The sequence below is a fragment of the Massilia sp. LjRoot122 genome (assembly GCF_964252725.1).
Taxonomy (GTDB): Bacteria; Pseudomonadota; Gammaproteobacteria; order Burkholderiales; family Burkholderiaceae_D; genus Telluria.
The window spans coordinates 3906949-3920069 of sequence record NZ_CAXUPB020000001.1 but is presented as its reverse complement, the minus strand read 5'-3'; the positions used below and the strand labels follow the sequence as shown (position 1 = coordinate 3920069).

Annotated in this window: 11 protein-coding genes; 3 read left to right on the top strand and 8 right to left on the bottom strand. The window is 64.9% G+C overall.

All coding sequences use genetic code 11. The features are described from left to right. Positions 1–80 precede the first annotated feature (80 nt). Positions 81–1019 (top strand): exopolyphosphatase, encoded by a 939-nt coding sequence (locus ACSQ25_RS17155; RefSeq protein WP_436106880.1) that lies wholly within the window; start codon positions 81–83, stop codon positions 1017–1019. 3 nt (positions 1020–1022) lie between these two features. Here the strand turns inward: ACSQ25_RS17155 and ACSQ25_RS17150 are convergent, their stop codons facing one another. The 3 genes from ACSQ25_RS17150 to ACSQ25_RS17140 form a co-directional block, all read right to left on the bottom strand. Continuing rightward, positions 1023–3395, bottom strand: a complete 2373-nt coding sequence (locus ACSQ25_RS17150) for an EAL domain-containing protein (protein ID WP_436106879.1) — start codon at positions 3393–3395, stop codon at positions 1023–1025. Positions 3396–3523: 128 nt separating this feature from the next. Next, on the bottom strand, positions 3524–4792 hold the full coding sequence (locus ACSQ25_RS17145; protein ID WP_436106878.1) for a nitronate monooxygenase: 1269 nt from the start codon (positions 4790–4792) through the stop codon (positions 3524–3526). A 125-nt stretch (positions 4793–4917) separates the two neighbouring features. Then, a complete protein-coding gene (locus ACSQ25_RS17140) occupies positions 4918–5403 on the bottom strand; it encodes a YajQ family cyclic di-GMP-binding protein (protein WP_436106877.1) in 486 nt (161 codons plus the stop codon). A gap of 144 nt (positions 5404–5547) precedes the next feature. Between ACSQ25_RS17140 and murB the strand changes: the two genes are divergently transcribed. Continuing rightward, the gene (gene murB, locus ACSQ25_RS17135; protein WP_436106876.1) at positions 5548–6576 is read left to right on the top strand and encodes a UDP-N-acetylmuramate dehydrogenase; all 1029 of its coding nucleotides are present in this window, start codon (positions 5548–5550) and stop codon (positions 6574–6576) included. Positions 6577–6599: 23 nt separating this feature from the next. Continuing rightward, complete coding sequence (locus tag ACSQ25_RS17130; protein ID WP_436106875.1) at positions 6600–7319, top strand: SDR family oxidoreductase; 720 nt, start codon at positions 6600–6602, stop codon at positions 7317–7319. Here the strand turns inward: ACSQ25_RS17130 and ACSQ25_RS17125 are convergent. The 5 genes from ACSQ25_RS17125 to argF form a co-directional block, all read right to left on the bottom strand. Next, positions 7316–9913 carry a sensor domain-containing protein gene (locus tag ACSQ25_RS17125; RefSeq protein WP_436106874.1) on the bottom strand — a complete coding sequence of 866 codons (2598 nt, stop codon included), beginning with the start codon at positions 9911–9913 and terminating at the stop codon, positions 7316–7318. The genes ACSQ25_RS17130 and ACSQ25_RS17125 overlap by 4 nt on opposite strands. A gap of 61 nt (positions 9914–9974) precedes the next feature. Further along, a complete protein-coding gene (locus tag ACSQ25_RS17120; protein ID WP_436106873.1) occupies positions 9975–10268 on the bottom strand; it encodes a GIY-YIG nuclease family protein in 294 nt (97 codons plus the stop codon). 176 nt (positions 10269–10444) lie between these two features. Further along, a complete protein-coding gene (locus tag ACSQ25_RS17115; protein ID WP_436108095.1) occupies positions 10445–10768 on the bottom strand; it encodes a YkgJ family cysteine cluster protein in 324 nt (107 codons plus the stop codon). Between the two features lie 75 nt (positions 10769–10843). Beyond that, positions 10844–12076: an argininosuccinate synthase gene (locus ACSQ25_RS17110; RefSeq protein ID WP_436106872.1), complete on the bottom strand. Its 1233-nt coding sequence runs from the start codon at positions 12074–12076 to the stop codon at positions 10844–10846. 95 nt (positions 12077–12171) lie between these two features. Further along, positions 12172–13098, bottom strand: coding sequence for an ornithine carbamoyltransferase (gene argF, locus ACSQ25_RS17105; RefSeq protein ID WP_436106871.1), 927 nt, complete (start codon positions 13096–13098; stop codon positions 12172–12174). Positions 13099–13121: the final 23 nt, after the last annotated feature.

The following is a 13121-nucleotide window of genomic DNA, read 5'->3' as shown; positions in this document are numbered from 1 at the left end:
ACCGCAAAGGCTGACAATCGGAAACATTGCAAGGTATGATCTTTCCGTCCCGCGTCCCCGACTCCTGAAAGGAAGTGCCGATGTCAGCCGACCAGCAAAAATTCCGACTCGTAACCCGCAGCGACTTCGACGGCCTGGTGTGCGCGGTGTTGCTGAAGCACCTCGACCTGATCGACGACATCCTGTTCGTGCACCCGAAGGATATGCAGGACGGCAAGATCGCGATCAGCGCGCGCGACATCACGACCAACCTGCCCTACGTGGCGGCGGCCCACCTGGCCTTCGACCACCATCTGTCCGAGACCATCCGCAATACGGGCAGGCGCGAGAACCACGTCATCCATCCCGAGGCGCCGTCGGCGGCGCGCGTGGTGTACGACCACTACGGCGGCGCCTCGACCTTCCCGGCCGCCTGGAACGACATGATGGCGGCGGTCGATAAGGGCGATTCGGCGCGCTTCTCGCGTGACGAGGTGCTGTTCCCGCAGGGCTGGAACCTGCTGAATTTCCTGATGGACGCGCGGACCGGCCTGGGCCGCTTCCACGAGTTCCGCATCTCGAACTACCAGCTGATGATGGCCCTGATCGACTACTGTGCCAGGCATTCGATCGAACAGATCATGGAACTGCCCGACGTGCGCGAGCGCACCACGCTCTACTTCGAGCACAGCGAGCGCTGCAAGGAGCAGATCCGGCGCTGCGCCCGGGTCCACCGCAACCTGGTGGTGCTCGACCTGCGCGAGGAAGACGTGATCTACGCCGGCAACCGCTTCATCATCTACGCGCTGTTCCCAGAGACCAATATCTCGATCCACGTGCTGTGGGGCGTGAAGCAGCAGAACACTGTGTTCGCTACCGGAAAGTCGATCCTGAACCGGACTTCGCACACCAACATCGGCGCCCTGATGCTGGAGTACGGCGGGGGCGGGCACGAGAATGCCGGTACCTGCCAGGTCGACAATGGAATGGCAGAAGACGTGCTCGGGGCCTTGATCAACCGTATCAACAAGGACGGCTGACAACTATTGCGCGTGGTAGCGCTGGTCGAGCATCTGGCGCACCGCATCGGGCATCAGCGGTGCGCTGAACCATTGCCCCTGCAGCTGGTCGCAGCCATGTGAGCGCAGGAAATCCACCTGCGCCTCGGTCTCGACTGCTTCGCCGACCACCGCCAGCTCGAGGTTGTGGCCGATGTCGATCAGGGTCTTGGCCAGCTGGCTGCCCTTGCCTTCGAGGGCGATGTCGTGCACCGCCGCTTTCGACAGCTTCACCTGGCGCACCGACAGCTGGCGCAGGAAGGACAGGTCGGAAATCCCCTTGCCGAACTCGTCGAGCGAGAGCGCCACGCCGACCTCGCGCAGCTGGGCCGACAGATCGCGCCCGAGGGCGGGATTGCGGATCAGGTCGGCTTCGGGAATCTCGATTTCCAGGCTGCCCGGCGGCAGCCCGTAGCGCTCCATGCGTGCAGCCAGGCCCGGGATGAAGCCGTGCTGGCTGTACTCGCGGTGCGAGACGTTGACCGACACCGGCAGACCGGTGTAGCCGAGCTGGCGCAGCTCCTGCAGGAAGGCGCAGGCCTGGTCCAGCACCCAGTTGCCGATCTCGATCATCTTGCCGGATTCCTCGGCCTCGGCCAGGAAGGAGGCCGGCAGCATGATGCCGTTCTTCGGATGGCGCCAGCGCAGCAGTGCCTCGAAGCCGCGCACCTTACCGCTGCGCGCATCCATGCGCGGCTGGAACAGCAGGAACAGCTCGTCGTGTTCGAGGGCGCTGCGGATGCTGTCGGCCAGCGCCGCGCGCTTCTCGCTGGCCGTGCGCATCTCGGGTGAATAGAAATGGACGCCGCCGCCGTTGCTCTTGACGTGGTACATCGCCATGTCGGCCGCGCGCATCAGCTCGGTGGGCGTCGGGCCGTCGTTCGGGAACACCGCCACCCCCATGCTGGCGCCGACCGGGATCTCGTTGCCGCCGAAGGCCACCGGCAAGGTCATCGCGCGCTGCAGGCGCTCGGCCATGCGCAAGGTGAAGCGTACCGAGGGCTGGTCGACCAGCACCAGCACGAATTCGTCGCCCGACATGCGCGCCACCGTGTCGCTCTCGCGCACCGCCGCCTGCAGCCGCCGCGCCACCACCTTGAGCACCACGTCGCCTGCCTCGTGGCCGAAGGTGTCGTTGATGGTCTTGAAGTTGTCGAGGTCGATCAGCACCACCGCCACCATCGAGCCGTGGCGCTGCGCCAGGTGCACCGCGTGCTCCAGGCGGTCCCACATCAGGGTGCGGTTGGCGGCGCCGGTGAGGGCGTCGTGGTTGATCTCGTGCTCGAGGTGCTCGCTGCGCTGCTTGATGGCGGTGACGTCCTGCAGGATGCCGATGAAGTGGGTCACTTCGCCGTATTCGTCGCGCACCGGGGTGATGTTCAGGTCGTTCCAGAAGATCTCGCCGTTCTTGCGCATGTTGCGGAACACCACATTCACCGGGCGCCGCTCGGACAGGGCCAGGCGCACCTGGCTGCGCTCGTGGGCATCGAAATTGGGCGCGGCCATGAAGCGCGAATCGCGCCCGAGCGCCTCGCTGGCCGGGTAGCCCGAGATGTGCTCGAAGGCCGGGTTGACGTACTCGATGATGTTATCGCGCCCGCAACAGCGGGTGATGACGATGCCGTTGCTGGCCGCGTGCAGCGCCCGTTCGCTCAGGAGCAGCTGGCGTTCCTTCTCGCGCCGCTTGGAGATGTTGATACCCATGCCGAACAGGTAGCGGTCGCCGTTGCAGGCCACCAGGGCGCCGCCGACCATCATCGGCGTCTCGCGCCCGCTGCGCGAGACGTAGTTGGTCTCCATCGAGACCTCGGCGCCTTCCTCGAACACGCGGCGGAAGTTTTCCAGGGCCAGGTGGCGGTCGCGCCGCTCGAACATGTCCATGACCTTGGCCGAGGCGAGTTCGTCCGGCGTCATCTCGGTGAGGCGCTCGAGGTTATGGTTCCAGAGGACGAAACGGCCGGCGCGGTTGATGGCGTAGAAGGTACCGGGAAGCAGGTCGACCACGTCGGCGAGGGGCGTCGCGCCGACGCGCTGGGTTTCGGACGGGGACTCGGAAGGCGCCAATGTGAGGCTGGCGCTCCAGCCCTGGGGTTCGCCGCGCGCGTCGTATTGCCGGAGCAGGGAGAGGGTGGCCTTGCCTTCGGCGCCGCCGGCGAAGCGGATCCGGACGCGCCCGCCGCCCGCCGAGGCCAGCGCGGGCCAGCTTGCCTCGCCGGCCAGCAGGCCGGTGAGCTCGCGCCCCGGCGCTCCCTCGGGCGTCCAGCCGAACAGCTCCGCGCAGGCCGGATTCCAGGTCATGACCTTGCCTTCGTCATCGGTCAGGAAGCATACCTGCGCGGACGGTTCGATGCTCGACATGCCGGAACCCTTCGTGAAAAGCGCTCGTTGTGGAATCAGCTTACACGGCTTCGCGGGGAGGGGGCGCAATGCAAACAAGCCACGGCGGAGCGTGGCTTGTCGGATACGGAACAGTTAAATGAGCAGCTTCAGGCCGCCACAATCTCCTGTTTCGGCGGCAGTGCGATCTGGTTGTCCACGCTGAACTGATAGTCCTCGAACACGTGCTGTGCCGACAGGATCTGGTAGCTGCCGTCCGCCAGGCGGTGGGTGGTGTCCTTCAGGCGGTAGGTGTAGTGGCCGCAGGTCCAGCAGTTGAAGTTGCGCATGTGCGTGCACAGGCAGGTCTTGTCGAACACGGTGATGTTCTTGCCGTCCGGGCTGGCCTGCACTTCGCGGTTGTACGAGTTGATGTAGGCACAGTTGCCGGTGGCATCAAGCAGGTAGCCGTAGGATTCGCAGCCCGGGCGGATGCCGGAACCGATCGCCGGCGTGCTTTTCAGCATGCGCATCGGATAGCCGGTCGGCGACACGCCGTTGACGATGATGTCTTCTTCGCTGGCGCGGAAGTATTCCTGCTTGACGTGGTCCGGCAGGCCGCATTCATGGGTGACGGTGAAGCGGGTCGCCACCTGTACGCCGCCGGCGCCTTTTTCCATGAAGCCCGCCGCGTCCGAGCCGGTGAAGATGCCGCCGGCGGCGATGACCGGGATGGCGAGCTGCTGCTCGCGCATGTAGGCATGGATCTCGTCCATGATGGTATGCAGGTCGTACTGCTGCCAGTCGTCGATGCCGAAGCCGAGGTGGCCGCCGGCCAGCGGACCTTCGACGATGATGTAGTCGGGCAGGCGGTCCAGGCGCGCCACTTTTTTCAGGAACAGCTGCAGCGCGCGCACCGAGGACACGATGATGCCCAGCTTGGCATCGCGGAAGCGCGGATGGTCCTTGATCAGGTCGAACGAACCCAGGTGCAGGCCGGCCGACATGGTGATGCCGTCGATGCCCGCGTCCAGCGCCGCCGACAGGCGGGTGCGCAGGGTTTCCTTGGGCGCGTTCATGGTCAGCTTTTCCATGCAGTTCACGAAGATCAGGCCATCGCCCTTCTTCGCTTCCATGGTCGCGCCGACGTGCAGGCGGGTCGCCTCGGCCAGGCGGTCGAGGTCGAACTGCACCACCGCCTTGTTCATGTTGTTGATGTTGAACTTGTAGAGCTTGGTCTTGTCCTTGACGAAGGTGGTGTCGAACTTGCGGTCCGACACGTCCTGCACCATCGCATCCGAGATGTGGCCGATGCCGCCGAGGCGGGCAGCTTCGAGGGCCAGTTCGGAGGTCGAGATGTCCACGCCCATCCCGCCGATCATGATGGGCACATATTCCTTGTTGCCCAGTCGCAGGCGGAAATCATCAACACGTTTCATTGCAATCCTTAAACCGCTGTAGTTCCCTACGCGTACTCAATGCATTGACCAACCGCAGCATACGGTCGTCATTCTACTCTCAGGCGTGGCTCTGCCACGCCGCGTTGGTGCCTGAAGCGCTCCGTTCAATCGCGGAAGTTGTTGAACGCCAGCGGCAGGTCCTGGATATCCTTGCGCAGCAGGGCCATGGCGGCCTGCAGGTCGTCGCGCTTGGCGCCGGTGACGCGCACCGATTCGCCCTGGATGCTGGCCTGCACCTTCATCTTGCTTTCCTTGATCAGCTTGGTGATCTTCTTGGCGTCCTCGGTTTCGATGCCGTTGCGCACCTTGATGACCTGCTTGACCTTGTCGCCGCCGATCTTCTCGACCTTGCCTTCGTCCAGGAAGCGCACGTCGACCTTGCGCTTGGCCATCTTGTTGATCAGGACGTCCTTCACCTGGCCGAGCTGGAAATCGGAATCGGCGAGCAGGGTCAGTTCTTTTTCTTTCTGCTCGACATTTGCCGAGCTGCCCTTGAAGTCGAAGCGGGTGGTGATTTCCTTGTTCGATTGCTCGACCGCATTCTTTACTTCAACCATGTCTGCTTCGCAGACGACATCAAACGATGGCATGGGGTTTTCCTTTTTCTGTAATGCACACTAGATGAACCCCTCTATTTTAACGGACAACGCCTCCCTGAGGCCATTACATTTGCCCACACGGCAACAGTCTGACCCGAGCTTGCCTCTATAATGATCAAAAAACACCGCCAAGCCATGCAAGCCACCCTACCCATCCTCCACGACTTCCCGCTGACCTCCCTGAACACCTTCCGCATCCCGGCGCGGGCCCGGCATTACCTGCGGGTCGAAGGGGCGGCGGAGCTGGACGCGCTGCGGCGCGACCCGGCGCTCGCCGGACTGCCGCGCCTGGTGCTGGGCGGCGGCAGCAACATGCTGTTCACGCGCGACTTCGACGGCATCGTCCTGCACATGGCCGGCCTCGGCAAGGAAGTGCTGGGCGAGCGGGACGGCAAGCTGCTGGTGCGGGCCCAGGCCGGCGAGAACTGGCATGGCTTCGTCCAGTGGACACTGGCGCAGGGCCTGGGCGGGCTGGAAAACCTGTCCCTGATCCCGGGCACGGTCGGCGCGGCGCCGATCCAGAACGTCGGCGCCTACGGCACTGAAACCAAAGACGTGTTCCACTCCCTGACCGCCTACGACATGGCCAGCGGAGAACTGCGCACCCTCGATGCGGCGGCCTGCCGCTTCGCCTACCGCGACAGCCTGTTCAAGCACCCGGAAGGGCGCGCGCTGGTGGTGCTGGACGTGAGCTTCGCGCTGCCCCTGGACTGGCATCCTAACCTGCGCTATGCCGAGCTGGCCAAGGCGGTGGAGGAGGCCGGTTTCACGTCGCCGACGCCGCAGGACGTCGGACGCACGGTCGAGGCGATCCGGCGCCGCAAGCTGCCCGATCCGGCCGAGATCGGCAATGCCGGCAGCTTCTTCAAGAACCCTGTGGTTGCGCGCGAGCACTGTGCGCGCCTGCTGGCCGAATTCCCGAACCTGGTGCACCATGCGCAGGCGGACGGCAGCGAGAAGCTGGCAGCCGGCTGGCTGATCGACCAGTGCGGCTGGAAAGGCCGGGCGCTGGGCGCGGCGGGCGTGTACCCGAAGCAGGCGCTGGTGCTGGTCAACCTGGGCGGGGCCCAGGGCGAGGACGTGGTCAGGCTGGCGCGCGCGATCCAGGCGGACGTGGCGGCGAGGTACGGCGTCGAGCTCGAGCCGGAGCCGGTATTCATCTAGCCGATTCTTCTAGGGAGGCGGACATGATCAAGGCAGTCGTGACGGGCCACAGCCGTGGCCTGGGCGCCGCGGTGGCGGCGGAACTGGTGGCGCGCGGCATTCCGGTACTGGGGCTGGCGCGTGGACATGCGGAGATTGGCGAAGGCATGGAGCAGGCCGTGGTCGACCTGGGCGACAGCGCGGCCCTCGCGGCCTGGCTGCAGGGGCATACGCTGCGTTCCTTCCTGGCCGGCTGCGACACCGCGCTGCTGGTGAATAATGCCGGCGTGGTGACGCCGGTGGGGCCGCTGGCTTCCCAGGATCCGCTGGCGGTGCTGCGCGCGGCCACGCTGAACGTCGGCGCACCGCTGGCGCTGTCCAGCGCCTTCGTCCAGGCGGCGCCGCAAGCCGAACGGCGCATCCTGCACATCTCGAGCGGGGCGGGGCGCAGCGCCTACCCGGGCTGGAGCGTGTACTGCGCCACCAAGGCGGCGCTCGACCAGCATGCGCGCGCGGTGGCCCTCGACGGCGATCCGCGGGTGCGCTGCGTCAGCCTGGCGCCTGGCGTGATCGACACCGACATGCAGGCCCAGATCCGGGCCACGCCGGACACGCAGTTCCCGCTCAAGCAGCGCTTCGTCGACATGAAGGACAGCGGGGTACTGGAGACGCCGGCGGACTGCGCGGCCAAGCTGGTGGATTGCCTGCTGTCCAAGCGCTTCGGCCACGAGCCGGTGGACGATCTGCGCAACAACGGCGCTTAACGCACCAGCATCGCCTCGAAGGCGGCTGCCGTCACCGGGGGCGAGAACAGGAAACCCTGGCCGTAGTCGCAGCCCGAGCGGCTCAGGCAGGCGCGCTGTTCCGCGGTCTCGACGCCTTCGGCGATCACCTTCAGGCCGAGCTTGTGGGCCATGACGATGATGGTGTCGGTGATGGTGCGGCTGAAATTGTCGTGGACCAGTTCGGCGATGAAGGACTGGTCGATCTTCAGGTAGTCGATGTCGAGGCGCTTCAGGTAGCTCATCGAGGAGTAGCCGGTGCCGAAGTCGTCGATCGACACCTGCATGCCGCTCGACTGCAGCGCCCCCAGTTTGGACATCACCGACTCCGACAGGTTCAACAGCAGGCCTTCGGTGATTTCGACGTTGATGCACTGGGGCCCGAGCCGGATCTCGCGCAGGTAGGCCACCCAGTCGGCGGCCGTGGCCTGGGGCTGGAACTGGACCGGCGACTTGTTGATGCTGATCTGGAAGTCGCGCCCCAGCAGTTCCGACCAGCGTTTCGACTGTTGGGCCGCGGTGTGGAACACCCAGTCGCCGATCTCGTGGATCAGGCCGGATTCCTCGGCGACTTCGATGAAGGTGTCCGGGCTCAGCAGGGCGCCCGAGGCATGGCGCCAGCGCAGCAGGGCCTCCGCCTTGACGATCCGGTTCGACGCCAGGTCGACGATCGGCTGGAAATACAGCTCGAGCTGCTTGCCGGGGACGGCATTGCGCAGCTCGGCGAGCAGCTTGAGGCGGCGGATCGCGGCCGCCTGCATGTTGGCCTCGAAGAAGGTCAGCTGGTTGCGCCCGCCCGACTTGGACCGGTACATGGCGTGGTCGGCGTTGCGCATCAGTTCTTCCGGGTCCAGCGCGTCGTCCGGGAAGCGGGCGATGCCGATGCTGCCGGCGATGTACAGGAGTTCGGCCTGGATCTGGAAGGGCTGGGAGAGCGCGTCCAGGATCGCCTGCGCGACCGCTTCGACGTGGACCAGTTCATGGGTCTCGGTCAGGATCACCGTGAACTCGTCGCCGCCGAGGCGGGCCACCGTATCGCCCTTGCGCACGCAGGCCCGGATACGCTGCGCCGCCTCGATCAGCAGCAGGTCGCCGGCATCGTGGCCCAGCAGGTCGTTGACCTCCTTGAAGCGGTCGAGGTCGATGAACAGCAGGGCGATGTCGCGCCCTTCGTCCTCGGCGCGGCGGATCGCCTGCTCGAGGCGGTCGCGGAACAGGGCCCGGTTGGGCAGGCCGGTCAGGTCATCGTAATTGGCGCGCCGTTCGAGCTTCTCGGTGAACTGGCGGATCGTTTCCTCGCTCTGCTTGCGGCTGCTGATGTCGTCGATGAAGCCATACCAGACGGTGCCACCGTCCGTACCCGGGGCCGGTGTCGCGATCACTTCGCGCCAGCAGCGCTCGCCACCTGGCAGGTCGACCTGGAACTCGGCGCGCAGCGGCTGCATGCCGGAAGCCGAGCGTTCCAGGGCGCGCCGCAGGCGGCCGCGGTGCAGGGGCGGGATGCGTTCGGCCAGGCGGTCGAGGCTGGACTGGATTGCGGCCGGGGCCAGCTCGAACAGGCTATGGGCCATGTCGCTGATGAAGGGGCAGGTGTAGCGGCCGTCGGGATGCCGCACCAGTTCGAACAGCGCGCCCGGAACCTGCTGCGCCAGCTGGGCCAGCCGTTCGTGGCTTGCGGCCAGCGCCTTCCGGATCTGCCAGGCTTCGGTGATGTCGGTGATGGTGCCGATCATGCGCAGCGGCTGTCCGTGGGCGTCGCGCTCGACGATGCTGCCGCGCGAGCGCAGCTTGATCCACTCGCCGCTGAAGCGCCGGATGCGGTACTCGCAGGTGTACAGGGCTTCGTCGCCGGCCAGGTAGCGCGAGATGCAGCGCCGCACGTGGGGATTGTCGTCGGGGTGGATGCGGCTGGTCCAGATCTTCGGCGTAGCGCCATCCAGGCTGCCGGTGGCGCCCATGATTTCCTTCCACTTGGCGGAGAAGGTGACAGTATTCTTGTCCATGCGCCAGTCCCAGACACCTTCGCCGGTGCCGTTCAGTGCCAGCACCAGGCGCTCTTCCTCGCGCCGCAGCGACTCGGCCAGCCGGCTCTGGGTGGCGAAGGCATCCTCCAGCTTGCGGTGGGCCAGCTGGAGCTTGTCCTCGCGATTGATGACGTCGGAGATGTCGTGCACGGTGCCGACCAGGTCGGTGCAGCATCCGTCGGCGTCGAACACGGGTGTGATCGAGACCCGGCCCACCTTGCGGCCGGCAGGATAGTCGCTGCTTTCTTCCCAGTGCTGGGTCTGGCCGCTGCGGATCGCCTCGCGGTAGTGCCCGAGCACCATCGACAGCGAAGGCTCGGGGACGACTTCCTCGACCATCTTGCCGATCACCTGCTCGGGCCTCAGCTGGGTCGCCTTGTAGAAGGCCGGATTGACGTTGATGAAGCGGAAGCGGTCGGGGCCTTCGACCGTGAGCTGGTAGACGACGTCTTCGATGTTGCGGTAGATGATGGCGAAGGCGTCCCCGGCGGCGGCACCGGCGGGCGCGGGGGCCAGGGTCTTGCCGGTCTCGGTGTCGTGGTCGGAATGCATGCAGGCTCCGGAGGGACATGCGCGGAGATTCTAGCCTGAAAGGGAGCGTGGGGGCGGTTTCTCAGGCAGAGATACCGGGATACAGGTCGTGCCAGTGGGGATTGGTGGATTGGATCAGGTTCACTTTGCAGTTCCTGCGCCACTTCTTGATCTGTTTTTCTCGGGTGATGGCGGAAACGATCTCAGTATGGACTTCGTACCAGACCAGGAGTTTCACTTTGTGCGTTTTGGTGAAGCCTTCCACGAACCCTTCCTTGTGCTGCCAGACGCGGCGGATCAGGTCGGAAGTAACACCGATGTAGAGTGTGCCGTAGCGACGGCTGGCGAGAATGTAGACGTAGGATGGCTTGTCCATCGGCATATTGTCGGCCGACGGTCGTATTGTTAGCTGAGGGTACGCAAACTAGATTGGGTTCCCGCCTTCGCGGGAACGACGTTTCTAAGCTAACGCTCGGAATACGGTAGCGCATTTCTTGCCATGTCCCTCAAAACCGTCGTTCCCGCGAAGGCGGGAACCCAAGTTAGAAGCGCTCACGAAACGCAACTTAGAGCCGGCAACCCGTGCTTCGCCCGCGCCCGCTCACACTTCTCATCCCCAATCTGCACTTCCCGGCACGGGCTCGGCCGATGCGCATACACCCCGCACGCCATCCGCCCCGCATCCCCCTTGCCCAGCGCCGCACAATACGGCGCCGACGCATTCGTCCCCTTCATGCAGGACAGATGCGGCGTCAGCTGTTCGGCCATGACCTCCGGCATCCCGCGTTCCAGCGCTTCGGCCCAATAGAAGGACACACGGAAGGACTTGCAGCAGGCGCCGCAGTCCAAACAAGGATTGTCACCAAAATCGCTCATGGCTTGCGATATTAGCACCGCCGCGCCCATGAAAAAAGGCCGCCCGCAGGCGGCCTCCCGATAAAGCGAAAACGCTTATTTGCCGCGTGCTGCGCGCGCCTTGGCCGCGATGCGCATGCGCAGCGCGTTCAGCTTGATGAAGCCGCCCGCGTCCGCCTGGTTGTAGGCGCCGCCGTCTTCGTCGAAGGTCGCGATGGTCATGTCGAACAGCGAATCGGTCTTCGAATCGCGCGACACCACGATCACGTTGCCCTTGTAGAGCTTCACGCGCACCCAGCCGTTGACGGTCTGCTGGGTGTGGTCGATCAGGGTCTGCAGCGCGACGCGCTCCGGTGCCCACCAGTAGCCGTTATAGATCAGCGAAGCGTAGCGCGGCATCAGGTCGTCCTTCAGGTGCGCCACTTCACGGTCCAGGGTGATCGATTCGATCGCGCGGTGGGCCTTCAGCATGATGGCGCCGCCCGGGGTTTCGTAGCAGCCGCGCGACTTCATGCCGACATAACGGTTCTCGACCAGGTCGAGGCGGCCGATGCCGTGCTTGCCGCCCAGGCGGTTCAGCTCGGTCAACACTTCGGCGGCGCTCATGCGCTTGCCGTTCAGGGCCACGATGTCGCCTTGTTCGTATTCGATGTCGAGGTACTCTGCTTCGTTCGGCGCCTGCTCCGGCGACACCGTCCAGCGCCACATCGATTCCTCGGCTTCCGCGCTCGGGTTTTCCAGGTGACGGCCTTCGAAGGAGATGTGCAGCAGGTTGGCGTCCATCGAGTAGGGCGCGCCGCCGTTCTTGTGCTTCATGTCGATATCGATGCCGGCGTCTTCCGCGTACTTCAGCAGCTTCTCGCGCGACAGCAGGTCCCATTCACGCCACGGAGCGATGATCTTGACGTCCGGCTTGAGCGCGTAGGCGCCCAGTTCGAAGCGCACCTGGTCGTTGCCCTTGCCGGTGGCGCCGTGCGAGATGGCGTCGGCGCCGGTGGCGTTGGCGATCTCGATCAGGCGCTTGGCGATCAGCGGACGCGCGATCGAGGTGCCCAGCAGGTATTCGCCTTCGTACACGGTGTTCGCGCGGAACATCGGGAACACGAAGTCGCGCACGAATTCTTCGCGCACGTCGTCGATGTAGATGTTTTCCGGCTTGATGCCGAACTTGATCGCCTTGGCGCGCGCAGGCTCCAGCTCTTCGCCCTGGCCAAGGTCGGCGGTGAAGGTGACGATTTCGCAGTTGTAGTGGTCTTGCAGCCACTTCAGGATGACGGAGGTGTCGAGGCCGCCCGAATAGGCGAGGACTACTTTTTTAATGTCGCTCATGGAGATTCCAGTGTGGAGGAGGAGGTGGGGTCGGGATGGTCAGCCGGCCCTCGCGGGCCGACGATCAAACTAAATGTTTGTGGTGGTGAAAAATCTTACTTGTCTTCGATGCGGCCGAGCAGCAGGTATTCGATCAGCGCCTTTTGCACGTGCAGGCGGTTCTCCGCCTCGTCCCAGACCACCGACTGCGGGCCGTCGATGACTTCGGCGGCGACTTCCTCGCCGCGGTGGGCCGGCAGGCAGTGCATGAACAGGGCGTCCGGGGTGGCGCGCGCCATCTTGGCGCCGTCCACGATGAAGCCGTCGAAGGCCTTCAGGCGTTCGGCGTTCTCCTTTTCGTAGCCCATGCTGGTCCAGACGTCGGTGTTGACCAGGTGCGCGCCTTCGCAGGCATCCGAGGGCTTGTCGAACAGGGTGTAGCGCTGCGTCGACACCAGCTTCGGATCGAGGTCGTAGCCCTTCGGCGTGGAGACGTTCAGGTGGAAGCCGAACACCTCGGCCGCCTGCAGCCAGGAGTACAGCATGTTGTTGGCGTCGCCGATCCAGGCCACCGTCTTGCCCGTGATCGGGCCGCGGTGCTCGTAGAAGGTGAAGATGTCGGCCAGCACCTGGCAGGGGTGGTGTTCGTTGGTCAGGCCATTGATCACCGGGACCCGCGAGTTGGCCGCGAAGCGCTCGATGATCTCCTGGCCGAAGGTGCGCACCATGATGATGTCGCACATGCGCGACATGACCTGGCCCGCGTCTTCCACCGGCTCGCCGCGTCCCAGCTGGCTGTCGCGCGTGTTCAGGTAGATCGCGGCGCCGCCCAGCTGGTGCATGCCGGCTTCGAAGGACAGGCGGGTGCGGGTCGAGCTCTTCTCGAACACCATCACCAGGGTACGGTCGACCAGCGGGTGGTAGACCTCGTAGGCCTTGAACTTGCGCTTGATGACCTTGGCGCGCTCGATGACGTACTCGAATTCGTCGAAGGAGAAGTCGGAGAACTGCAGGAAGTGCTTGATCGGTTTTGCGACTGGCATAGCGTCTTTGCGTCTTTGCTGAA

Excerpts from the sequence above, each read along its gene's own strand:
- ACSQ25_RS17115 (WP_436108095.1), bottom strand. The coding sequence starts at position 10,768 with ATGAGCGATTTTGGTGACAATCCTTGTTTGGACTGCGGCGCCTGCTGC.
- ACSQ25_RS17140 (WP_436106877.1), bottom strand. The coding sequence starts at position 5,403 with ATGCCATCGTTTGATGTCGTCTGCGAAGCAGACATGGTTGAAGTAAAG.
- ACSQ25_RS17150 (WP_436106879.1), bottom strand. The coding sequence starts at position 3,395 with ATGTCGAGCATCGAACCGTCCGCGCAGGTATGCTTCCTGACCGATGAC.
- ACSQ25_RS17145 (WP_436106878.1), bottom strand. The coding sequence starts at position 4,792 with ATGAAACGTGTTGATGATTTCCGCCTGCGACTGGGCAACAAGGAATAT.
- argF (WP_436106871.1), bottom strand. The coding sequence starts at position 13,098 with ATGCCAGTCGCAAAACCGATCAAGCACTTCCTGCAGTTCTCCGACTTC.
- ACSQ25_RS17155 (WP_436106880.1), top strand. The coding sequence starts at position 81 with ATGTCAGCCGACCAGCAAAAATTCCGACTCGTAACCCGCAGCGACTTC.
- murB (WP_436106876.1), top strand. The coding sequence starts at position 5,548 with ATGCAAGCCACCCTACCCATCCTCCACGACTTCCCGCTGACCTCCCTG.
- ACSQ25_RS17125 (WP_436106874.1), bottom strand. The coding sequence starts at position 9,913 with ATGCATTCCGACCACGACACCGAGACCGGCAAGACCCTGGCCCCCGCG.
- ACSQ25_RS17120 (WP_436106873.1), bottom strand. The coding sequence starts at position 10,268 with ATGGACAAGCCATCCTACGTCTACATTCTCGCCAGCCGTCGCTACGGC.
- ACSQ25_RS17130 (WP_436106875.1), top strand. The coding sequence starts at position 6,600 with ATGATCAAGGCAGTCGTGACGGGCCACAGCCGTGGCCTGGGCGCCGCG.
- ACSQ25_RS17110 (WP_436106872.1), bottom strand. The coding sequence starts at position 12,076 with ATGAGCGACATTAAAAAAGTAGTCCTCGCCTATTCGGGCGGCCTCGAC.